A 21676-nucleotide genomic window follows, 5' to 3' on the forward strand; every position below is an offset into this window, starting at 1 on the left:
GGGCCCGAAGGCCCTGTGGACAGCCAGTCTCTCCTCCCCTGGCAGCGGCCGCGCCGGCATGAAAACGTCACATCGGCGCTCTAGGAAGCTAGGGCGCCTCGAAGCGGCGAAAAGACCTACGTCGTTAACTGGCTAACTGGATGAGAAGAGACATGCTGGTCCCGCAGCTCACGCACGTGCCCGTCACCGCCCGCAACGCGATGCGGGACGGCCCGCGCGACAGCGCCACCCATCTGCGCCACGCCGCCGCCGTTCCGGCCCTCGGCGAGATCGAGATCGGCGGCCAGGCGTCGCGCGGGAGCGCCGGCGAGAGCCTGACGGTGATGGCCTGGAACGTCGAGCGGCTGCGTCACGTCGATGCCGTCGCCGCAACGATCGCCGGCCAGGCGCCGCACGTCGTGCTGCTGTCCGAAGTCGACAAAGGCATGGCGCGCTCCGGCAACGGCCATCTTTTGAGCCGGCTTGCCGATCGTCTGGGCCATTCCTATGCCTATGGCGTCGAGTTCCTGGAACTCGGCACCGGCAATGAGGCCGAGCAGGCGGCAAATGGCGGCGCCGAGAACATCGAGGGCTTCCACGGCAACGCCATAACCAGCGCCGTCCCGCTGCTGCGGCCGTTTCTCGTTCGCCTGGACGCGGCCGGCGCCTGGTTCCTGCCGGAGCACGGCCAGCCGCGCGTCGGCGGCCGCATGGCGCTCGGCGGCCAGGTGATGGTCGGCGAGCGCCGGGTCACCGTCGTTTCGGTGCATCTCGAGAACCGCACCAATCCCGCCGGCCGCGCCGACCAGACGCGCCATCTGCTCGATGCCATCGACAGATATGATGCGGAAGCGCCGGTGCTGATCGGCGGCGATTTCAACACGCTGACCGCCACCTATGAAGAGCGTCACGCCGATCCGGCCGCATGGCGGGCCCGCATTGCCGCCGAACCCGACCGGCTGATGTGCCCCGATCGCCACGAGCCCCTCTTCGCGATCATGGCTGAACGCGGCTACGACTGGCGCGATGCCAACGCGTTCGACAAGCCGACCCAGCGGCGCGTGGCAGGCGACGCCACACCTGCCGGCCACATCGACTGGTTCTTTATCCGCGGCCTTTCGGCAAGCGCGCCGGCGACGCTGCCGGCGGTGCTGCCGGACGGCAGCCCGAGCGCCGACCACGAGGCGCTGGTGGTGACGGTGCGGGTGAGGTGACGGCGTTCGGACGGATGCAGCACGGAGCGAGCCGCTCTATCCGTCCGGAGGTACAACCTGGGACGCACGCATTGGTTGCGGGYGGCATAATCGATTCTTCAGGCGTCCGGCCCTAATCAATCCCGTTGCCTTGATTGATGCGGGAAGATCAGGTGAAGGAAGATGCTGACCGTCTATAATTGTATCGTGAACGAGCACGATCTCAGACTGGTCGCGCTCGCGGCGCTCATTTGTGGAATTTCCTGTTTCGCCGCTGTCAATCTGCTCCGCCATGTCGTGCAATCCACCAGCCGGAACCGTTATGCGTGGCTGCTGATTGCGGCAGCCTCGACCGGGTTCGGCATCTGGGCGACGCATTTCATCGCCATGATCGCCTTCACGCCGGGGATACCCAACGCCTACAACGCGGAGCTCTCGGTCGCTTCGCTGGCGGTTTCCGTTCTGCTGACGGCCGCCGGCATGTKGATTGCGACCGTGCGCGGCGGCATCGACCACTATCTCGTCGGTGGCGCCGTGCTCGGCATCGGCATCGCGGCGATGCACTATACCGGCATGGCGGCTTTCGAGGTCGAAGGCCGGATCGGCTGGAACCAGCTGCTGGTCSCCGCCTCGCTGGTTTCGGGCGTAGTGCTTGCCGCGCTCTCGCTGCTTGTCGTGCTTCGCYGGCCATCGACCCTGGCGACGGTCTTCGGCGCCGTCCTGCTGACGCTGGCGATCTGCACGCTGCATTTCATCGCCATGGCCGCCGTATCGATCTATCCGGATTCATCGATCGAGATCTCGAAATTCACGATAGCGCCGATGTCGCAGGCCTTCGCCGCCGCCACGRCAAGCCTCGTCATCCTGGTGCTGGCGGCCACGGCGCTATGGATCGATCTGCGCTTCCGCCGTCACAGGGTCGAGGCGGAACGCATGCATGGCCTCGCCAATGCCGCTGTCGAAGGCCTCATCGTCTGCGACGGCAACCGCATCGTCAGCGCCAATGACAGCATCGCTGCGCTGAGCGGCATCGCCGCCGGCACGCTGAACACGATGACGCTGGGCGACCTGTTCGGCGAGCGGATTGCGTCGGCTATCGCCGCCGGTAACGGACAGGCGCAGGAAGCCGACCTCCGCAGTCAGGACGATAGCCGGATGCCGGTGGAGCTGATCGCCAGGAGCATCGACTATTGCGGCAAGGGGCATCTGGTCGTGGCCGTGCGCGACATACGCGAACGCAGGAAGGCCGAGCAGGAGATCATGCGGCTTGCGCATTACGACCCGCTCACCGGACTGGCCAATCGCCGCAGCTTCACCAGCCGCCTGGAAGCCGAGATCGCCGCGTCAGCTGAAGGCGGCAAAGGCGGCCAGCTGGCGCTCATGCTGCTCGACCTCGACAGGTTCAAGGAAGTGAACGACCTGTTCGGTCACGCCGCCGGCGACGCCGTGCTGCAGAAGGTGGCGCACTGCGCCTCCAGCGTGCTGCGCCACGGCCAGATGCTGGCCCGGCTCGGCGGCGACGAATTCGCCATCATCGCCCCTAACCTTCCCGATCCGCAGGCGGCCGGCCGCATCGCCGAAGCCGTGCTTTCGGCGCTGCGCCAGGAAAACCGGCTGTCGCCCGGCGGCATGGTGTCGGCCAGCATCGGCATCGCGCTCTATCCGCTCGACGCCGACGAGCAGGCGGCGCTGGTCAGCCATGCCGACACTGCGCTCTATCGCGCCAAGGCCGAAGGCAAGGATACTTTCCGCTATTTCGAGGCCTCGATGGGCGCCGAGGCACGCGACCGGCGCAGCCTGGAGCAGGATCTGCGCCAGGCCGTGGCGCGCGGCGAATTCCGGCTCGTCTACCAGCCGCAGAAGGAAATCAGCAGCGGCAGGATGGTCGGCTTCGAAGCCTTGCTGCGCTGGCAGCATCCCGAACGCGGCGAGGTTTCGCCTTCGGTGTTCATCCCCGTGGCCGAGGACAGCGGTTCGATCGCCCAGATCGGCGAGTGGGTGCTGGCGACCGCCTGCAAGGAGGCTGCGACGTGGAAGAACCCGCTGACGATTGCCGTCAACGTCTCGGCGGTGCAGCTCCACAATCCCGATTTCAGTCGCAAGGTRCATGAGGTGCTGCTGCGTACCGGCCTGATGGCGGGCAGGCTCGAGCTCGAGATCACCGAGACGGCGCTGGTGAAGGACATGYCGCGCGCGCTGGCCACCTTGCGTCAGATCAAGGCGCTCGGCGTGCGCGTGGCGATGGACGATTTCGGAACCGGCTATTCCTCGCTGTCCAACCTGCGCGCCTTCCCCTTCRACAAGATCAAGATCGACGGCTCCTTCATCAAGTCGGTCGACCGCAACGGCCAGGTCGCGACCATCGTGCGCGCCGTGCTTGGCCTCGGACGCGGCCTCGGCCTRCCGGTTCTGGCCGAAGGCGTCGAGACGCTGGACGAACTGCGCTTCCTCGACGCCGAGGATTGCGACATCGGTCAGGGATATTTTCTGGGCAGGCCCGGCCCGATCGAGGCGTTCGGTGAGCTGACGGGTGTTCGGGCGGCAGATGACAGCATCATGGAAGACGTCGTCGTCGAGGCAACCGCCAAGGTCGAAAACGTCCGCAGTGGCAGCATCCTGATGCTGCAGCCGGCCGCGGCCGCGCGTTCAGCCTAAACAATTCCAGGAAAAGTGCGTAGCGGTTTTCCGTCCGGAATTGCGTCAATGCAAAAAGACTACACGGTCACGGCGCGAGCGCCGCTTCCACCAGCCGCTTGGCGTCGGGGCTCGACCACTCGGCCGGGCCGTTCATGTGCGCGATCAGGCAGCCGTCCGCGTCGATCAGCATGGTGACCGGAAGCCCCAGCGCCAGGCCGCGCGTTTTCGCCTCGTTGAACAGGGCGATCGTCGGATCGCGGTAGAAGCCGAGCGTCTCGACGCCGATCTCCTTGAGGAACYTTTTCGGCTTGGTATCGTCGCCGGTGTCGACATTGACCGCGATCACCTCGAAGGCGTTGCTGCCCTTCTCCTTCTGCAGCGCATCGAGCGCCGGCATCTCGGCGCGGCACGGCGCGCACCATGTCGCCCACAGATTGAGCAGCACCGTCTTGCCGGCATGGTCGGCGATGGTCATCGGCTTGCCGTCGGGACCGTTGAAGGCCAGGCTCTTCAGCGACTGCGGCGGATCGGCCGGCTGCAGCGCCGCGACCTGGCCGACGGCCTTRGCGGCGATCTGCTTGGCGCGCCCGGCCTTGGCCGCGCAGGCGGCATCGTCCTTGTCGGCGGTTGCGGCGACCTTCTCGGGAGCGTTGTTGCCAGAACCGCTCTCGCTGACATATACCGCCACCGCGCCGGCCAGCACGCCCGCCACCAAGGCGGCAAGGATGAGGCGCGTAGCCGGAAAAAAGAATCTCTTGCCGTCTGCCATTTCAAAACTGCTCCGGAGCACGGGTTATAGCGATGAGCGACAAGAAGGCCAGCAACCAGATGTGGGGCGGACGTTTTGCCTCGGGTCCGGCCGCGATCATGGAAGCGATCAACGCGTCGATCGGCTTCGACCGCAAGCTCTATGCGCAGGACATAAGCGGATCGATCGCCCATAGCGAGATGTTGGCCGAAACGGGCATTATTTCGGCGGCCGATCAAGAAAAAATCGCTCACGGGCTGAACACGATCCTGAAAGAGATCGAGGCCGGCACGTTCGAATTCTCGACCAGGCTCGAAGACATCCACATGAATGTGGAGGCCCGCCTTGCCGACCTGATCGGCCCGGCGGCCGGACGGCTGCACACCGCGCGCTCGCGCAACGACCAGGTGGCCGTCGATCTGAGGCTCTGGGTCAAGCAGGAATGCCAGCGCCTCGCCCAGGCGCTGAAAGAGCTGATCGCCGCGTTCCTCGAACGCGCCGAGGAGCACGCGGCGACCGTCATGCCCGGCTTCACCCATATGCAGGCGGCGCAGCCGGTGACCTTCGGCCACCACTGCATGGCTTATGTCGAGATGTTCGGCCGCGACCTCTCGCGCGTCCGCGACGCCATCGAACGCATGGATGAAAGCCCGCTGGGCGCGGCGGCCCTTGCCGGCACCAGCTTTTCCATCGACCGCCATATGACGGCGAAGGCGCTGGGTTTCCGCGAGCCGACCCGCAATTCGCTGGACAGCGTCTCTGACCGCGATTTCGCGCTCGAGTTCCTGAGCCTCGCCGCAATCTGCGCGACGCATCTCTCCAGRCTGGCCGARGAGATCATCATCTGGTCGACGCCGCAATTCGGCTTTATCCGGCTCTCGGATTCCTTTTCCACCGGCTCCTCGATCATGCCGCAGAAGAAGAACCCGGACGCCGCCGAGCTGGTGCGCGGCAAGACCGGCCGCGTCAACGGCCATCTCGTCGGCCTTTTGACGGTGATGAAGGGCATGCCGCTGACCTATGGCAAGGACATGCAGGAGGACAAGGAAGCGGTCTTCGACGCCGCCGAGACGCTCGACCTGATGCTGGCGGCGACGACCGGCATGGTGCGCGACATGACCGTCAACGCCGCCGCCATGAAGAAGGCCGCCGGCGCCGGTCACGCCACCGCGACCGACCTTGCCGACTGGCTGGTGCRCAATCTAGGCCTGCCCTTCCGCGAGGCCCATCATGTCACCGGCCGCGCCGTGGCGCTCGCCGAGGAAAAGAAGGTCGGGCTGGAGAAGCTCTCGCTGGACGACCTGCGTTCGATCCATTCCGGCATCACCGACGGCATCTTCTCGGTGCTTGCCGTGCAGAATTCGGTGAAGAGCCGGGTGAGCTTCGGCGGCACCGCGCCGTCGGAAGTGCGAAAGCAGATCCGCTACTGGAAGAAGCGGCTCGCCAAGGCTTGATGCATGTCGCCCAGAAGTGTGTAGCGGTTCCGGGAGAACGACATGCATCAAAACAAATGCATGTCGCCCAGAAGTGTGTGGCGGTTCCGGGGCAACGACATGCATCAAAACAAATGCATGTCGCCCGGAAGTGTGCAGCGGTTCCGGGGCAACGACATGCATCAAAACAAATGCATGTCGCCCGGAAGTGTGCAGCGGTTCCGGGACAACGACATGCATCAAAACAATTGCCGGGATGCAAAGCGCTGAAAACTCGGCTAAAAGCGGCAGCACAACAATCAGTTTCGAACGGATGGATCGATGACCCGTAGCAGGATTTTGGTGACGCTGGCGTTGCTGGCGGCGGTTGTCACCGTTACCGCCTGCGGCAGGAAGACCGGCCTCGACACGCCTTATGAGGCGGCGGTGCAGGCACGCAAGGATGCGGAAAAAGCCAAGCAGCCGGTGCCGCCCGAGCCGGAAAAACCGGTCAAGGACAGGAAATTCATCCTCGATCCCCTGCTCTAGAGCCGATGAGATCGACCCGATCTCATACCGCTCCAACTTCCGGAACCGAACCTCGTGAACCATTTCGATTACCGCGACGGCGTGCTCCATGCCGAGGACGTCGCGATCCCTGATATCGCTGCCGCGGTCGGCACGCCCTTCTATTGCTATTCGACGGCGACGCTGACCCGCCATTTCCGCGTCTTCAGGGAGGCCTTCGCCGGCCTCGACGCGCTGGTCTGTTACGCCATGAAGGCGAACTCCAACCAGGCCGTTCTGAGGACGCTGGCCAAGCAGGGCGCGGGCGCCGACGTGGTCTCGGAAGGCGAAATGCGCCGCGCTTTGGCCGCCGGCATACCGGCCAGCAAGATCCTGTTTTCCGGCGTCGGCAAGACCGCGCGCGAGATGGATTTCGCGCTCTCGGCCGGCATCCTCTGCTTCAACGTCGAATCCGAGCCTGAGCTCGAGCTTTTGTCGGCGCGCGCCGTGGCGCTCGGCAAGGTGGCGCCGATCTCGCTGCGCATCAATCCGGATGTCGATGCCAGAACGCACAAGAAGATCTCGACCGGCAAGGCCGAGAACAAGTTCGGCATCCCATGGCAGCGCGCCCGGCAGGTCTATGCCCGCGCGGCTGAATTGCCGGGCATCAAGGTGACCGGCATCGACACCCATATCGGCAGCCAGATCACCGAATTGCAGCCCTTCGACGACGCCTTCGCGCTGCTCGCCGAGTTGGTCGGCGCGCTGCGCGCCGACGGACATTCGATCGAGCATGTCGATCTCGGCGGCGGCCTCGGCATTCCCTACCGTGTCGACAACAGCCCGCCGCCATTGCCCGACGCCTATGCCGAGATCGTCAGGAAGCACGTCACCAGGCTCGGTCTCAAGGTGATGTTCGAGCCCGGCCGCCTGATCGTCGGCAATGCCGGCATCCTGGTGTCTGAGGTGATCTATGTGAAGGAAGGCGACGCCAAGAACTTCCTTATCGTCGACGCCGCCATGAACGACCTGATCCGGCCGACGCTCTATGACGCCTTCCACGACATCCGGCCGGTGGTGCAGCCGCACGCCTCGACGGCGCGCATGAAGGCCGACGTCGTCGGCCCGGTCTGCGAGACGGGCGACTTCATCGGCCTCGATCGCGACCTGCCGAGGCTGAAGGCCGGCGACCTGATCGCCGTTTCCACCGCCGGCGCCTATGGTGCGGTGCAGGCCGGCACATACAACACCCGGCTTCTGGTGCCGGAGGTTCTGGTCGACGGCGACCGCTTCCATGTCGTGCGGCCGCGCCAGACCTACGAGGACCTGATCGGACTGGATTCTATCCCCGACTGGCTGAAGTAACCGAGTGGCGACGACGCTTTAAGGAGCAAGCCATGCTGGAAAAAAAGACGATCACGCGCGAGCGCATCGCCGCTGTCGAACCGCGCATCCGTCCCTATGTGCGCCACACGCCCGTCATGCGCGTCGACATGGCGGATTTCGGCCGGCCGGCCTTTCCGGTCGACCTGAAGCTCGAATGCCTGCAGCATTCCGGCTCCTTCAAGGCGCGCGGCGCCTTCACCAACCTGCTCGAACGCCAGGTGCCGGAGGCCGGCGTGGTCGCAGCGTCCGGCGGCAATCATGGCGCGGCCGTCGCCTACGCCGCCATGAAGCTCGGGCACAAGGCCAGCATCTTCGTGCCCGAGGTCAGCCCGCCGGCGAAGCTCGCGCGCATCCGCGGCTACGGCGCCGAGCTGGTGGTCGGCGGCGCCCGCTATGCCGAGGCGCTGGCCGCCAGCGAGGAATTCGCCGCCAGAACCGGCGCCCTGCAGGTGCACGCCTTCAACCAGGAGGAAACGCTGCTCGGCCAGGGCACGCTCGGCCTGGAGATCGAGGCCGACCTGCCCGAAATCGACACGCTGCTGGTCGCCGTCGGCGGCGGCGGCCTGATCGGCGGCATCGCCGCCTGGTTCTCGGGGCGTATCCGCATCATCGCCATCGAGCCCGAGGGCGCGCCGACGCTCTACCGCGCCTTGGAGGCCGGAAAGCCGGTCGATGCGCCGGCCGAAGGCATCGCCGCCGATTCGCTGGCGCCGAAGCGCGTCGGCGAAATAATGTTCCCGATCGCCGAGGCCTTCGTCGAACGTTCGATCCTGGTCAGCGACGACGACATCGTCGCGGCGCAGAGGGCGTTGTGGGACCGCGTGCGAATCATCGCCGAGCCGGGCGGCGCCGCCGCCTTCGCCGCCATGCTTTCCGGGCGCTATGTGCCGGCGGAAACCGAGCGCGTGGCCGTCCTGGTCTGCGGTTCCAACACGAATCCCGCCAATTTCTGATCATAACCCGGCCAAACCGCTTCACGTTTTTGGAACCCGCCTCGCCTTTGCCGTGTTTGTTGGTATCCTTCTGGCGATGACGTCCGGGCTATCGTGCCCGGGCAGGAAGGGCCGATGACCGAACGACCCATTTCCAGCGGCGAACGCGGCTTGGCCGGGCGCCTGGCGCTCAGCCGGTTGGCGACACGGGCCTCGATACTCTTCGAGCGCGCCTGGCCGCTCGTGCTGCCGCTGCTGGTCGTCGCCAGCCTGTTCCTCAGCTTTTCATGGTTCGGCCTGTTCCCGCGCTTGYCGGATGCGGCGCGCATCGGCCTTCTGATCCTGTTCGCRCTGGCGGCGGTCGCGGCGCTCTATCCGCTGCGCTTCTTCCGCTTGCCCTCGGCCGCCGAGATCGACCGCCGCATCGAGGCGGCGAACGAATTGCTGCACAGCCCGGTGCAGGTGCAGACCGACCGGCCGAGCGGYGCCGACAGCATCTTTTCGCAGGCGCTGTGGCGCGAGCACCAGAAGCGCATGGCCGAGCGGCTTTCGAGCCTCGGCGCCGACCGGCCGCGCACCGGCGTGCCGGACTATGACCGCTGGGGCCTGCGCGCCGTGGCCGGGCTGCTGTTCGTCACCGCCCTGGCCTTCTCCTTCGGCCCATTCGGCGGCAGGGTCGGCGACGCTTTTGTCGCCCGCGCGGTGCACGATGCCGTGCCGCCGCGCATCGACGCCTGGGTGACGCCGCCCGCCTATACCGGCAAGGCGCCGCTGTTCCTGACGGCCGATGCCAACCAGGCCGTCCAGACCTTTTCCGTTCCGCAAGGCAGCGACGTTTCGCTGCGCGTCACCGGGGGCTCGGGCGAGGAAACGCTGAGCTATGCCGATCAAGGCGGCAATGACCGCGCCATCGAGCCCGCGGCGCCCCCCGGAGCACCCAAGGGGACCGCGCCCGCTGCCGCCAGCCAGACGGCGCCAAACGTCCGCCAGTTCTCCGGCAAGCTGAACACCAACGGCACGCTGACGCTGAAATCCGGCGATAGCGATCTCGGCCACTGGGCCTTTGCGGTCATCCCCGACAAGCCGCCGACGATCCGCTTCGTCGGCGAGCCGAAGCGCGCCGTCAAYGGCGCCATGGAGCTCAACTACCAGATCGACGACGATTACGGCGCGGCCTCCGCCAAGGCCGTTTTCGAACTGTCCGACCCGCCGGCCGCGAATGCGCATCCGCTTTATGGCGCGCCCGACATGCCGCTGACCCTGCCGCGGCGCGGCGGCAAGGCGAGCGCGGCCAAGACGACCAAGGACCTGACCGAGCATGTCTGGGCCGGCGGCAACATCAAGCTGACGCTGAGCGTCACCGACGATGCCGGCCACACCGCGACCAGCGACACCAAGACGCTTGTCATGCCCGAGCGGCCCTTCGCCAACCCRCTGGCCCGCGCGGTGATCGAACAGCGCCGGTTGCTGGCGCTCGACACCAATGCCAAGCCGCGCGTCCTCGACCTGATGGATGCGATCACGCTGCGGCCCGAGGACACGTTCGACAACATGTCGAACTATCTCGCCATCATGAGCGCGCGGAGCCGGCTGAAGCTCTCCGAGAGCGACGACCAGTTGCGCAACGTCGTCTCCTATCTCTGGGAGATCGCGCTCGGCATCGAGGAAGGCAATCTGTCGGCCGCCGAGCGCCGGTTGCGCCAGGCGCAGCAGGCGTTGCAGGACGCCATCAAGAACGGCGCCAGCGATCAGGAGATCGAAAAGGCGATGAAGGAACTGCGCGAGGCGATGAACCAGTTCCTGCAGGAATTCGCCCAGCGCGCGCAGCAGAACCCGAACGCGCCGCAGATGCAGCAGAACGGCCGCGAGCTGYGCCAGAGCGATATCGACCGCATGATGGATCAGATCGAGAATCTGGCCAAATCGGGCGATCGCGACAAGGCGCAGCAGCTTCTCTCCGAGCTGCAGGACATGATGAACAACCTGCAGGCCGGCCGCCAGCAGCCGGGCGGCGAGCAGGATAGCGAGCTGCGCCAGCAGATGGACAAGCTCGGCGATATCATGCGCCGCCAGCAGGAAATGATGAACGACACCTTCCGCCTCGACCAGATGCAGCGTGRCTCGCGCGACAATGGCGAACAACAATTCGGCGAGGATGGCGAGCAACAGCAGCAGGGCCAGGACGAGCAACGGCCAGGTCCCGGCCAAGACCGCGATCCGCTGGGACGGCCGAAAATGTCGCCGAAGGACCTCGCCGATGCGCTGAAGCAACTGCAGGAAGGCCAGGGCCAGCTGCAAAGCGAGCTCGATCAATTGAAGAAGGGCCTCGAAGGCATGGGCATGCAGCCCAATGAAGGCTTCGGCGAGGCCGGCAAGTCGATGGGCGACGCCGAGCAATCGCTTGGCCAGGGCGATGGCGACCAGGCCGTCGGCCACCAGGGCCGCGCGCTGGAAGCGCTGCGCCGCGGCGCCAAGGACATGATGAAGCAGATGCAGGCCATGCAGGGCGACCAGGGCGGCGGCGAGCAGGGTGGCCGCGAGCAGAATGCCGACCGCGATCCGCTGGGACGGCCGCGCGCGACCAACGGCCCTGATGACGGCACCTCGGTYAAGGTCCCCGACGAGATTGACGTGCAGCGCGCCCGCCAGATCCTCGACGCGATCCGCAAGCGGCTCGGCAACGCGCTCAGCCCCGACATCGAGCGCAGCTATCTCGAACGGCTGCTGGAGCTGAAGTAGCTTCTGCCTCACAGCTGTTAGACTGGATGTGAGGCCCTTGCCCACTTTTGAGATGCTGGCGGGACAGCGCCCCTCTCTGTCCTGCCGGACATCTCCCCCACTTGGGGGGAGATCGGATGTCGTCACCGCTTTCGCCAATCGCCAACGCCGCGATCACCAATACCRCAGGAAAAGCGCGGTCGCGGGAACTGGCAATCTCCCCCCTTGTGGGGGAGATGTCCGGCAGGACAGAGGGGGGCGCGAAGGATCGCTGTGCGCCGGTATCTATGCCGCAGGCGCGACCTGCCTTGTCAACATGAACGCCTCGCGGATCGCGTTCTCCATGCCGTCGATCGCATCGCCGGTCGCCTGCGGATTGCGGTGCAGCACGACGTTGGAGGAATCGATGTCGCCGAAGCCGTCGGCGGCCGTCAGCTCGCGGCAATCTTCCGGGATGTTGCTGCGCGAGATCGGCGCGATGGCAAGGCCGGAAGTGACCGCGAGCGTCAGGCCGCCATTGGTGTCGCTGGTGTAGGCCACGCGGTAGTCGAGGCCGCGCTGCTGCAGCGACTTGATGGCGAAGTCGCGGCACCAGCCGTTGCGGCTGTAAAGCGCGATCGGCACCGGCCGCTCCTCATGCATGTGGTGCAGCGTCGATGTAACCCAGACCGTCGGGTCGTGCATCAGCACCTCGCCGCCGGAAGAGCCCTCCCATTCGAACACCACGGCGAGGTCGAGCTCGCCGGCCGCGAGCGCCCGCACCTGCGAATCCGAGTGCGCGTAGCGCACCGTGACCTCGACGCGCGGATGCCGCTTGGCGAATTCGCCCAGCGCCCGCGACAAGWTCGAACGTCCATATTCGGCCGGGATGCCGATGCGCACCAGCCCGCCGAGYGGCGGCGCCACCAGCGAGGCCGCCGTTTCGTCGAGCAGCGAGACGATCCGGCGCGCGTTGACGATGAGCTCGCCGCCACGGCGTGTCAGCGCCACGCCGCGCGAGCCGCGTTCGAACAGATCGTCGCCGACCATGTCCTCGAGCTTCTTCATCTGCATGGACACGGCCGATTGCGTGCGCCCGGCTTTCTCCGCCGCACGTGTGAAATTGCCGGTCTCGGCCACCGCCACGAAGGTGCGCAGGAGGTCGCTGTCGAGCACGGGCTTCATCGATTTTCCRCCATAAGCAAATTTGATTGCAGGCATCATTCCAATTCGTTTGCAAGATGTCAAATGCCGCAGGATAGTCGCGTCACCCATTGGATATGCGACCGCGAAATCGGCCGCGGACCAATCGAAGAGTCCTCACTCGTACCCGCTGCCTGAAAACGGTAGCGGGTTCTTTTTGCTGATAAAATGCGGCTCGCGGGGGGCCRACACCGATGCAGAACCGGACGGTGCTTGGCATTCTGAGCCTCTGCCTCGGCGTGCTGGTTTTTTCGCTGCAGGATCCGCTGGTGAAGGCGGTGTCGGGCGGCTATCCGGTGACCGAGGTGATGGCGATCCGGGCCATCGTCGCGTTGCCGATCCTGATCGCCATCGTCCAGGCCGATGTCGGCCTGAAGGCGGTGCTGTCGAAGCGCTTCGGCATGCTGACGCTGCGCGCCTTCATCCAGTTCTCGTCCTACACGGTCTACTATCTGGCGATCGCCGCCTTGCCGCTGGCCGATGCGGTGGCGCTCTATTTCATGGCGCCGCTGTTCATCATGGCGATGGCCGGACCTTACCTTGGCGAACGCGTCTCGTGGAAAACGCTGGCGACGGTGCTGATCGGCCTGGTCGGCGTGCTGGTGATGGTGCGYCCCGGCGCCGGCGTGTTCGACTGGGCGGCGCTGTTGTCGCTGGGCTCGGCCTTCCTTTACGGCTTTTCGCAACTGATGGCGCGCCGCATCGGCGACACCGAATCGTCGACCGTGATGGCCTTCTACCAGAACGGCGCCTATCTCAGCGGCGCAATTGCCGTCGCGACCGTCTTTCATCTCGCCGGCATCACCCATGCGGCGCATCCGAGCGTCGAATTCCTGGTGCGGCCGTGGGTTTGGCCGACAATGCCGGACTTCCTCAAGATGGCCGCCTGCGGCCTCGTTGCGTCCGCCGGCATGATCCTGTTGTCGCAGGCCTACCGGATGGCGCCGGCCAACCGCGTCGCCACCTTCGAATACACCGGCATCCTGTGGTCGCCGCTGTGGGGTTTCCTGTTCTTCGCCGAAGTGCCGCGTGAAACCACCGTGCTGGGCGCGGCGCTGATCATCGGCGCCGGCCTGCTTGCGCTCAGCGGCGGGCGTCGGCGAAATGCCGCGCCGGCAACCGGCGCGGTCTCAAGCGAAGCAGCTTAATGCCTTGCCGACGCGGGTGCGGATCTCGGCCAGCGTGAATGGCTTCTGCACGACGTCGAGGATGATGCCGTTGAGCTCCTCGGCGCGCTCACGCTGGTCGGCATAGCCGGTCATCAGCATGATTCTCATCACCGGGAACTCTCTCGCGGCGGCTGTCGCCATCTCGATGCCGTCCATTTCCGGCATGCGGATGTCGGACACCACAAGGTCGTAGCCGCCGCGGGCCTGCCGGATCATGTCCAACCCCTGCGCGCCGTCGGTGGCGACGGTGACATTATGGCCGTCGCGCTCGAGCGCGCGGGCAGCGAGGGTGCGGACGGACTCATCGTCCTCGACGATCAGAAGCTTTGCCATGCCGAGATAGATGCCGCCGAAACGTTGATGTTTTCTGAAAATTCTAACGATCGGCAGCTTTTGGAAGGACGCTGGCGTCCTTTCAGGCGTCGCCCTTCACCACGCCGACAAACGGCAGCTCGCGGAACGCGTGGGCRACATCCATGCCGTAGCCGACGACGAAATAGTCCGGACAGTCGAAGCCGACATAATCGGCGTTGAGCGCGCTCTGGCGGCGCATCCGCTTGTCGAGCAGCACCGCGATGGCGCAGCTCCTGGCGCCGCGCGAAAGCATCAGATCGCGGGTGAAGGAAAGCGTCTTGCCGGATTCCAGTATGTCGTCGATCAACAGCACGTCGCGGCCGGYGACCTCGTTGTCGATGTCGCGCAGCACCCTGACCTCGCCGCTCGTGGTGCCGGCGCCATAGCTTGAAATGAAGATGAACTCGACTTCCGGCGACAGGCCGACATCATGCATGGCGCGGATGAGATCGGCGGCGAAGACGAACGAGCCCTTGAGGATCGAGATCACCAGCAGGTCGTGGTAGTCGCGCCCGGCGATTTCCTTGGCGAGCTCGAGATTGCGGCGCGCGATCGCCGACGCCGAAAACAGGACCTCGATGTCCTTGCCACGCACAACTGGCATTCTTTTGTCCTTCAAAATCGGCAGCGACGTCGACAGGAGCGGAGCGTACGTTTCGGTACGTGAGCACCGGAAGCGCGGGAAACCGCTATTTGCAGGCCGGCCTCGCCTGAATATCGACCCGTCTAGCCGGCGAAGATTACGGAGACGGTCTTCACACCGTCTTTAGGCACATCGAGGCGGCTGGAAAAGCCGAATCTTTCGCCGGGCCCCAGGGAACGGTTGGATGTCCCCAGCCTGTAGCGGATGATATTGGCGTTGTTGTCGGTGACGCGGATCTCGAGCGGCGGCAGCGTTTCCGACTTCATCCCGTCATTCGCCGCCTCGCCATCCACGAACAGCACCGGCTTCAAGCCCGACGCGTCGATGCGCGACGTCACGCCGGAAATGGTGAGCGCGCTCGCCGGCGCGGGGGTCGTCCAAAAGGGGCTTTGCCGGACCAGYGCATGACCACCCGACACCCAGAAGGAGGCGAGCGCTATGCCGACGCCGGCGACCCAGAACAGCGGGCCGCCTCGCGAGGAGCCCGACGGCGCGGCCTCCGGCTTGCGCAGCATGCCCATGCCTTCGATCGATGGCGAGGAAGGAACCTGCGGCGGCGCGGGCGCTGTCGACGATTCAGGGTGCGCGACAAAACGCGGCAGCACTACATAGTCGGCRTCGACGATGTCGGTCGCGCCGGACATGACGCGCTCCGGCGCGGCCTTTGTCGCCGAACCGGTCATGATTTCGCCGGAAACAGGGCGCGCGGTTCTCTCGTCAGCCATTACGGCACCAGTGCAATCTTCGTTTCTTTTGCGTAAACGGAATTGGTTAACGCTTCCCCACCGGAATGGCTTTGATGCACGCTGAATGTCACAAAATTAACCGCCGGTTAACCATGCCGGCCGATGGTCTGTTAGAGCAATTCCAGGAAAAGTGTGAAACGGTTTTCCGTCCGGAATTGCGTCAAACGAAAGATAGAGCGGTTCGCCGTTTCCGTGAAACGGTGGAACGCTCTAGAGTAGATTGTGGCGCGTCGCCGCCGAGAGTTTCAGGTCGCCGAACGTGATCCGCTTCGAAAATGTCGGCCTCCGCTATGGCATGGGTCCGGAGATCCTCCGCGACATTTCCCTGCACATTCCGGAGCGCTCCTTTCAGTTCCTGAGCGGCCCTTCGGGCGCCGGCAAGACGACCTTGCTGCGCCTTTTGTTCATGTCGCTGAAGCCGACGCGCGGCCTGATCACCATCTTCGGCAAGGACCGCTCGCGCATCTCGCGCGGCGAACTGCCGTTGCTGCGCCGCCGCATCGGCGTGGTGTTCCAGGATTTCCGTCTGCTCGACCACATGACGACGTACGAGAATGTGGCGCTGCCCTTGCGCGTGCGCGGGCGCGAGGAAGCGAGCTACCGCACCGACGTGACCGAGCTTCTGAAATGGGTCGGCCTCGGCGACCGCATGCATGTGCTGCCGCCGGTGCTGTCCGGGGGCGAGAAGCAGCGCGCCGCGATCGCCCGCGCGCTGATAGAGCAGCCGGAGATCCTTCTGGCCGACGAGCCGACCGGCAATGTCGACCCGCCGCTGGCGCGCCGGCTGCTCAGGCTGTTCATCGAATTGAACCGGCTGGRCACCGCCGTGGTGATCGCCACCCACGACCTTGGCCTGATGGAGCAGGTCGATGCGCGCCGCATGATTCTGGCTGGCGGAAGGTTGGACGTCTATGACTGACCTTCCAGCCGATCAGCTGCACGATGAAGYCGACGCCGAGGCGCCGGCGACGATCCGGCGTGTCCAGCGCAAGACGGCGCCGATCGTGCCGGCGCAGAACATCGCCGGCCGGGCGCTGGTGCTGGTCATCGCCATCATGACCTTCCTGTCCTGCCTCACCTTTGGCGCGGTGACCCTGGTGCGCGATACCGCATCGGTCTGGGAGAACCAGATCTCGCGCGAGGCGAYGATCCAGATCAAGCCGGCYGATGGTCTCGACATGGAGGCGGCCCTTGCGCAGGCCTCGCAGATCGCCAGCGAGTTCCCCGGCGTGAAGGGCACCAAGATCATCGACCGCGACGCGACGGCGCGCCTTCTGGAACCATGGCTGGGCAGCGGCCTCAACATCGACGAGCTGCCGGTGYCGCGCCTCATCATCGTCACCATCGACGAGGCCAGCCCGCCGGACTTCGCCGCCATGCGCGCCGCCATCGCGCCCAAGATCCCGACCGCGGCGCTCGACGACCACCGCACCTGGGTCGATCGCCTTGTCGCCATGGCGCGCACGACGGTGACGATCGGCATCGCCGTCTTGGTGCTGATGCTCTCGGCGACCGTGCTGACGGTCGTGTTCGCCACGCGCGGTGCCATGGCCGGCAACGGCCATATCATCGAGGTGCTGCATTTCGTCGGTGCCGAGGCGCGCTTCATCGCGCGCGAGTTCCGCTGGCATTTCCTGGTCACCGGCATGAAGGGCGCGGCCGCCGGCGGTGCGCTCGCGATCCTCGTCTTCATCGTGTTTTCCTGGTGGTCGTCGCGCAACATGGCCACGCCCCAGGCCGACCAGGCGACCGCTTTGTTCGGCAATTTCGCCATCGGCTCCGCCGGCTATTTCGGCGTCGGCCTGATGGTGCTGGTGATCGGCGCGCTGACCGCGGCGACCTCGCACGCCACCGTCGTCGCCTATCTCAGCGACATCGACGTTCGCCAACCGGATGCGGGCTGATCCATGAGCTCAATCCGAAAGCCGGCGCAAGCGCTATATAAGACAACGATCACACACGGGACACCTGCCGTAACGCAATGTGCGCGTCTTACCCATCAAACGCCGCATTTCGGAGTTAACCATGCGATGCTTTCAGGATTAACCTGGGGATGATGGAAGCGCGGGATTCGATCGATACGGTTGGACGGATGCCGGCGATGCGTGTGCGCAGCGCTGCCCCCGCCGGGCTTGGTCGTTTGCGGCTCRCCTTGCGCGTCTGCGGTTTCGCGGTTCTCGCCGCGCTGGTGCTTTTTGCAGGCGGCTTCGGCTGGTTCGCCGACAAGGTCAGCCACATGACGACGCCGACCAATCCGGCCAGGGCCGATGCCATCATCGTGCTCACCGGCGGGCAGTCGCGGCTCGATGCGGCGATGGATCTGCTGGCCTCCGGCAAGGGTGAGCGACTGCTGATCAGCGGCGTCCATCCCTCGGCCACAAGGCGCCAGCTGCAGGCGGCGATGGGCGGCGACAAGCAGCTCTTCTCCTGCTGCGTCGACATCGACCGCGCCGCGCTCGATACCATCGGCAATGCCGAGGAAAGCGCCAAATGGGTGGAGAACCACGCCTATGGCAGCATCATCATCGTCACCAACAATTACCACATGCCGCGCAGCCTGCTCGAGATGGGCCGGCTGCTGCATGGCGCGCGGCTCGAGCCCTATCCGGTGGTCAACACCAATCTCGGCAATGGTGGCTGGCTGACCAAGCCGGAAGCGCTGCGCGTGCTGCTGACCGAATACAGCAAATATGTGCTGTCGCTGGCGCGCGGCGTCCTGCCGCTTCGCACGACGCCCGAGGGCGTCACGCTGGCGGAAGCATCGACCGTGGTGAAGAACTAAAGCTCAGCCGCCGCACCATCGCGCAGGCGGGCAATCTCCTGCTCCAGGCCGGCGATGCGCCGGTCGCGCTCGGCCAGTGCCGCCGCGACATCCGCCGCCTCGAAGCGCTGCGGGATGTGCTGCGGGCAATTGGCATCCCAGGCCGTGACCGTGAACAGGATCGCCTGCTCCGGCCGTGCCTTGTAGTCCGCCGGCATCAGCTTCGCCRTCAGTTCCGGGTCATTTTCGACGACCCGAGCCCTGCCCCAGATCTTGATCCGCTGCCTGAGCATGTAGTCGATCAGGAACAGGAAGGCCTGGTCGTTGTCCTCGAGGTTGCCCTGGGTGATGAACTGCCGGTTCCCGGAAAAGTCCGCGAAGCCGATCACGTGCTCGTCCAGCACCTTGAGGAAGYCGGCCGGCCCGCCGCGATGCTGGATGTAAGGCTGTCCCTGGGCGTTCGCCGTCGCCAGAAACACGCTTGTCTGTGCCTCRATGAAGGCGGCGAGGTCCGGCGTGATCGTTGCCCGCCAGCCGCCGCGCTGCTCGACGCGTGCGTAGGAATCACGCGACCCCTTGCGGGACTGGATGGCCTTGACGGTCGGCGTGAAGGCGACGTCGCTGGTGAATTCATTCATGCCGGCGCTCCTTGGACCAGGATAGCAAGTGATTTAGCCTCTTCCGAAAATCGGATGTAGAGCGCATATTCGCAATCCATCTTTCCAGTTTTCGGAAGAATAATGGACCGCCTCGACGCCATGTCCCTGTTCGTCGCCACGGTGGAGGCCGGCAGCCTTTCCGCTGCAGCCAGGCGCGCCGGCGTGCCGCTGGCGACGGTGAGCCGCAAGCTCACCGACCTGGAGAAGCATTTGAAGACGCGCCTGCTCAACCGCTCGACGCGGCGCCTGACGCTCACCGATGCCGGCCAGTCTTATCTTGCCGCCTGCCGCCGCATCCTCGACGAGGTGAGCGAAGCCGAACGCACCGCGGCCGGCGAATATTCGAGCCCGACCGGCGAGCTGGTCATCACAGCGCCGGTCGTCTTCGGCCGCCTGCATGTGCTGCCGGTGATCACCGCCTTTCTCGCCATCTATCCGCAAGTGGATATCCGCCTGACCTTGTCCGACCGGATCACTCAGCTGGCCGAGGAGCATATCGATCTGGCGGTGCGCATCGGCGAGCTGCAGGGTTCGGCCATGGTTGCAATCCGCGTCGGCTCGATCCGTCGCCTCGTCTGCGCAAGCCCCGCCTATCTCGCCATGCACGGCACGCCGGAGAAACCGCAGGATCTCGCGGGCCACAACGGCGTCACCTTCGAAGGTCTCGCCGCTCCCGCGACATGGAGTTTTGGCTCTGGCAAGACGGAAACCACGGTCCCGGTCCGCTCGCGCCTGCAGGTCAACACCGCCGAAGCGGCGATCGATGCCGCGATTGCCGGCCTCGGCCTGACAAAAGTGCTCTCCTACCAGGCRGACGCCGCCGTGCGCGCCGGCACGCTGYGGGTGGTGCTGGAGTCGTTCGAGCCACCGCCCTGGCCGGTGAGCCTCGTCCATGCCGGCCAGGGCCGGCTGCCGGTGAAGCTGCGCGCCTTCCTCGATTTTGCAGCGCCGCGCCTGAAGGAGCGGCTGGCGCGGTCATTGTAAGCAATTCCAGGAAAAGTGCATCGCGGTTTTCCGTCCGGAATTGCGACAAAACAAGAGTGGCCAGCGTTCGAGCACCGTGCCGTTTCCTTTTTGCCGCCGCTTGGTGTAACCAACGCACACTTCCTCACGGGCCCCTTGCATGCTCATCATCCGCTCGCTAGCGTTCAACCTCGTTTTCTATCTCAGCCTKATCGTCCAGATGATCTTCTGGACGCCTTTCTATTTCCYGTCGCCGCGCCATCGCGCCTGGTTCGTGCCGAAATTCTGGTCGCGCACCTCGATGTGGCTCTATGACAAGATCGCCGCGACCAAGAGCGAGATCACCGGCGTCGAGAACCTGCCCAAAGGCTCCTTCATCCTGGCGCCGAAGCACCAGTCCTTCTGGGACGCGATCGCCTTCTTCCCCTATCTCGACGACGCGCTCTACATCCTGAAACGCGAGCTGACCTGGATCCCTTTCTTCGGCTGGTACATCATGAAGATGYGCATGATCCCGGTCGACCGCGGCAGCCGTTCGAAAGCGCTGAAGGCCGTCGTCGTCGCGACCAGGCAGGAGATGGATCGCAACCCGCGCCAGCTCATTATCTATCCCGAAGGCACGCGCCGCCCGCCGGGCGCCGAGCCATCCTACAAATACGGCATCGTCGAGATCTATTCGCAACTGGGCGTCCCCGTGGTGCCGGTCGCCCATGTCGCCGGCCTCTACTGGCCGCGCCGCAAGTTCCTGCGCTATCCAGGCACCATCAAGGCCCGCTTCCTGCCGCCGATCCCGCCAGGGCTCGGCAAGGAGGAATTCATGCAGCGGCTGATCGGCGAGACCGAGGCTGCCTGCGATCAGATGCTCGTCGAGGCGGCGCAGGCGCCGAACCCGCCGCCCATGCCGCCGACGGCGCTGAAGCGGCTGGCGGAACTCGGCGTGGCCGCAAAGACCTGATCGGATAAGGCGTTTCACCGTTTCACAGAAACGGCGAAACGCCTTATCCCTTTGTTTTTACGCAATTCCAGACGGAAAACCGCTCACACTTTTCCTGGAATTGCTCTACCGCAGCGCCGCCAGCGCAGTAGCCAGCACCAGCGTCGCCGCAAATAACAGGTTGATGATCCGCGATGCCAGCGGATGGCGGAGGAACCGTGCGAAAGCGGTTCCCGCAAGCAGCCACACGACGTGGATGGCGACGATCATCGCGGCAAGCACCAGCAGCCTGGTGGAAACGCCCAACGCATCGGCCTGCGACGCGGCGCCGGCGAAGACAGCGGCGATCGCCACATAGGCTTTCGGGTTGGCGACGGCGAGCATGAAACCGCCGAGAAAATCAGGCTTCGTCGCCGTGCTCCCGCGCTCGGTCAAGGGCGGCGCGGTCGCGATCCGGAAAGCCAGATAAAGGATGTAGRCCGCCGAGGCGATCGCCAGCACCGGCGCCACTCCCGGCACCGATGTCAGTATGCCGAAAATCCCGGCCGCCACCGCCAGAAGCACGGCGATCGTGCCGAGCACCACGCCAGACGTGTAACCCAGGGAAGGACGYAGACCGAAGGCCGCGCCGACCGCGGTGACGCTGATGGTCGCGGGTCCCGGGCTGCCCATGACGATGGTTGCGGCCACGATGAGTGCCAGCAATTGTTGCCAGGGCTGCGCCTCGTTCAAGATGCCACCGGCCATGCCGAA

General features: G+C 65.4%; 20 protein-coding genes. 13 read left to right on the plus strand and 7 right to left on the minus strand.

Going from position 1 to position 21676, the window contains the following annotated elements; translation table 11 throughout:
• Window positions 1–152 precede the first annotated feature (152 nt).
• Window positions 153–1193 (plus strand): endonuclease/exonuclease/phosphatase family protein, encoded by a 1041-nt coding sequence (locus LCM4576_RS18335; protein ID WP_071033613.1) that lies wholly within the window; start codon window positions 153–155, stop codon window positions 1191–1193.
• Between the two features lie 162 nt (window positions 1194–1355).
• The gene (locus LCM4576_RS18340; protein WP_071033615.1) at window positions 1356–3827 is read left to right on the plus strand and encodes an EAL domain-containing protein; all 2472 of its coding nucleotides are present in this window, start codon (window positions 1356–1358) and stop codon (window positions 3825–3827) included.
• A gap of 67 nt (window positions 3828–3894) precedes the next feature.
• Here LCM4576_RS18340 and tlpA read toward each other — a convergent pair whose 3' ends face one another.
• Window positions 3895–4578, minus strand: a complete 684-nt coding sequence (gene tlpA, locus LCM4576_RS18345) for a thiol:disulfide interchange protein TlpA (RefSeq protein WP_071033617.1) — start codon at window positions 4576–4578, stop codon at window positions 3895–3897.
• A gap of 32 nt (window positions 4579–4610) precedes the next feature.
• Here tlpA and argH point away from each other — a divergent pair, with 32 nt between their 5' ends.
• The 5 genes from argH (at window position 4611) to LCM4576_RS18370 (ending at window position 11533) form a co-directional block, all read left to right on the plus strand.
• Complete coding sequence (gene argH, locus LCM4576_RS18350) at window positions 4611–6011, plus strand: argininosuccinate lyase (RefSeq protein WP_071033619.1); 1401 nt, start codon at window positions 4611–4613, stop codon at window positions 6009–6011.
• Between the two features lie 300 nt (window positions 6012–6311).
• Window positions 6312–6518, plus strand: coding sequence for a lipoprotein (locus LCM4576_RS18355; protein ID WP_040989264.1), 207 nt, complete (start codon window positions 6312–6314; stop codon window positions 6516–6518).
• Window positions 6519–6572: 54 nt separating this feature from the next.
• On the plus strand, window positions 6573–7841 hold the full coding sequence (gene lysA / locus LCM4576_RS18360; RefSeq protein ID WP_071033621.1) for a diaminopimelate decarboxylase: 1269 nt from the start codon (window positions 6573–6575) through the stop codon (window positions 7839–7841).
• A gap of 32 nt (window positions 7842–7873) precedes the next feature.
• Window positions 7874–8815 (plus strand): threonine/serine dehydratase, encoded by a 942-nt coding sequence (locus LCM4576_RS18365; RefSeq protein ID WP_071033622.1) that lies wholly within the window; start codon window positions 7874–7876, stop codon window positions 8813–8815.
• A gap of 114 nt (window positions 8816–8929) precedes the next feature.
• On the plus strand, window positions 8930–11533 hold the full coding sequence (locus LCM4576_RS18370; RefSeq protein WP_071033624.1) for a TIGR02302 family protein: 2604 nt from the start codon (window positions 8930–8932) through the stop codon (window positions 11531–11533).
• 264 nt (window positions 11534–11797) lie between these two features.
• Here LCM4576_RS18370 and LCM4576_RS18375 read toward each other — a convergent pair whose 3' ends face one another.
• A complete protein-coding gene (locus LCM4576_RS18375) occupies window positions 11798–12676 on the minus strand; it encodes a LysR family transcriptional regulator (protein ID WP_071033735.1) in 879 nt (292 codons plus the stop codon).
• A 212-nt stretch (window positions 12677–12888) separates the two neighbouring features.
• On the opposite strand from LCM4576_RS18375, the gene LCM4576_RS18380 reads away from it, so the two are divergent.
• A complete protein-coding gene (locus tag LCM4576_RS18380) occupies window positions 12889–13842 on the plus strand; it encodes a DMT family transporter (protein WP_071033626.1) in 954 nt (317 codons plus the stop codon).
• Here LCM4576_RS18380 and LCM4576_RS18385 read toward each other — a convergent pair.
• The 3 genes from LCM4576_RS18385 to LCM4576_RS18395 form a co-directional block, all read right to left on the minus strand.
• Entirely contained in the window at window positions 13825–14196 is a 372-nt protein-coding gene (locus LCM4576_RS18385) for a response regulator (RefSeq protein ID WP_040989271.1), read from the minus strand. The two genes, LCM4576_RS18380 and LCM4576_RS18385, sit on opposite strands and share 18 nt — an antisense overlap.
• Window positions 14197–14278: 82 nt before the next feature.
• Window positions 14279–14821 (minus strand): hypoxanthine phosphoribosyltransferase, encoded by a 543-nt coding sequence (gene hpt, locus LCM4576_RS18390; RefSeq protein ID WP_071033628.1) that lies wholly within the window; start codon window positions 14819–14821, stop codon window positions 14279–14281.
• Between the two features lie 122 nt (window positions 14822–14943).
• Window positions 14944–15585, minus strand: a complete 642-nt coding sequence (locus LCM4576_RS18395) for a hypothetical protein (protein WP_040989273.1) — start codon at window positions 15583–15585, stop codon at window positions 14944–14946.
• A 280-nt stretch (window positions 15586–15865) separates the two neighbouring features.
• Between LCM4576_RS18395 and ftsE the strand changes: the two genes are divergently transcribed.
• From ftsE to LCM4576_RS18410, 3 genes are all read left to right on the plus strand, one after another.
• A complete protein-coding gene (gene ftsE / locus LCM4576_RS18400) occupies window positions 15866–16525 on the plus strand; it encodes a cell division ATP-binding protein FtsE (RefSeq protein ID WP_071033738.1) in 660 nt (219 codons plus the stop codon).
• The gene (locus tag LCM4576_RS18405; RefSeq protein ID WP_071033630.1) at window positions 16518–17510 is read left to right on the plus strand and encodes an ABC transporter permease; all 993 of its coding nucleotides are present in this window, start codon (window positions 16518–16520) and stop codon (window positions 17508–17510) included. Before ftsE ends, LCM4576_RS18405 begins: the two co-directional genes overlap by 8 nt.
• 197 nt (window positions 17511–17707) lie before the next feature.
• Window positions 17708–18388, plus strand: coding sequence for a YdcF family protein (locus LCM4576_RS18410; RefSeq protein ID WP_244510836.1), 681 nt, complete (start codon window positions 17708–17710; stop codon window positions 18386–18388).
• On the opposite strand, the gene LCM4576_RS18415 is transcribed toward LCM4576_RS18410, so the two are convergent.
• A complete protein-coding gene (locus LCM4576_RS18415) occupies window positions 18385–19005 on the minus strand; it encodes a pyridoxamine 5'-phosphate oxidase family protein (protein WP_071033633.1) in 621 nt (206 codons plus the stop codon). The two genes, LCM4576_RS18410 and LCM4576_RS18415, sit on opposite strands and share 4 nt — an antisense overlap.
• A gap of 102 nt (window positions 19006–19107) precedes the next feature.
• On the opposite strand from LCM4576_RS18415, the gene LCM4576_RS18420 reads away from it, so the two are divergent.
• Window positions 19108–20010 carry a LysR family transcriptional regulator gene (locus LCM4576_RS18420; RefSeq protein ID WP_071033635.1) on the plus strand — a complete coding sequence of 301 codons (903 nt, stop codon included), beginning with the start codon at window positions 19108–19110 and terminating at the stop codon, window positions 20008–20010.
• Window positions 20011–20149: 139 nt separating this feature from the next.
• Window positions 20150–20944 (plus strand): 1-acyl-sn-glycerol-3-phosphate acyltransferase, encoded by a 795-nt coding sequence (locus LCM4576_RS18425; protein WP_071033636.1) that lies wholly within the window; start codon window positions 20150–20152, stop codon window positions 20942–20944.
• A gap of 105 nt (window positions 20945–21049) precedes the next feature.
• Here LCM4576_RS18425 and LCM4576_RS18430 read toward each other — a convergent pair whose 3' ends face one another.
• Window positions 21050–21670 carry a LysE family translocator gene (locus LCM4576_RS18430; RefSeq protein WP_071033637.1) on the minus strand — a complete coding sequence of 207 codons (621 nt, stop codon included), beginning with the start codon at window positions 21668–21670 and terminating at the stop codon, window positions 21050–21052.
• Between the last annotated feature and the right edge of the window lie 6 nt (window positions 21671–21676).

Source organism: Mesorhizobium sp. LCM 4576, assembly GCF_001854815.1.
Taxonomy (GTDB): domain Bacteria; phylum Pseudomonadota; class Alphaproteobacteria; order Rhizobiales; family Rhizobiaceae; genus Mesorhizobium; species Mesorhizobium plurifarium.

Coding starts and splice junctions, on each gene's coding strand:
- LCM4576_RS18385 (WP_040989271.1), bottom strand. CDS start 14,196: ATGGCAAAGCTTCTGATCGTCGAGGACGATGAGTCCGTCCGCACCCTC.
- LCM4576_RS18335 (WP_071033613.1), top strand. CDS start 153: ATGCTGGTCCCGCAGCTCACGCACGTGCCCGTCACCGCCCGCAACGCG.
- LCM4576_RS18365 (WP_071033622.1), top strand. CDS start 7,874: ATGCTGGAAAAAAAGACGATCACGCGCGAGCGCATCGCCGCTGTCGAA.
- LCM4576_RS18355 (WP_040989264.1), top strand. CDS start 6,312: ATGACCCGTAGCAGGATTTTGGTGACGCTGGCGTTGCTGGCGGCGGTT.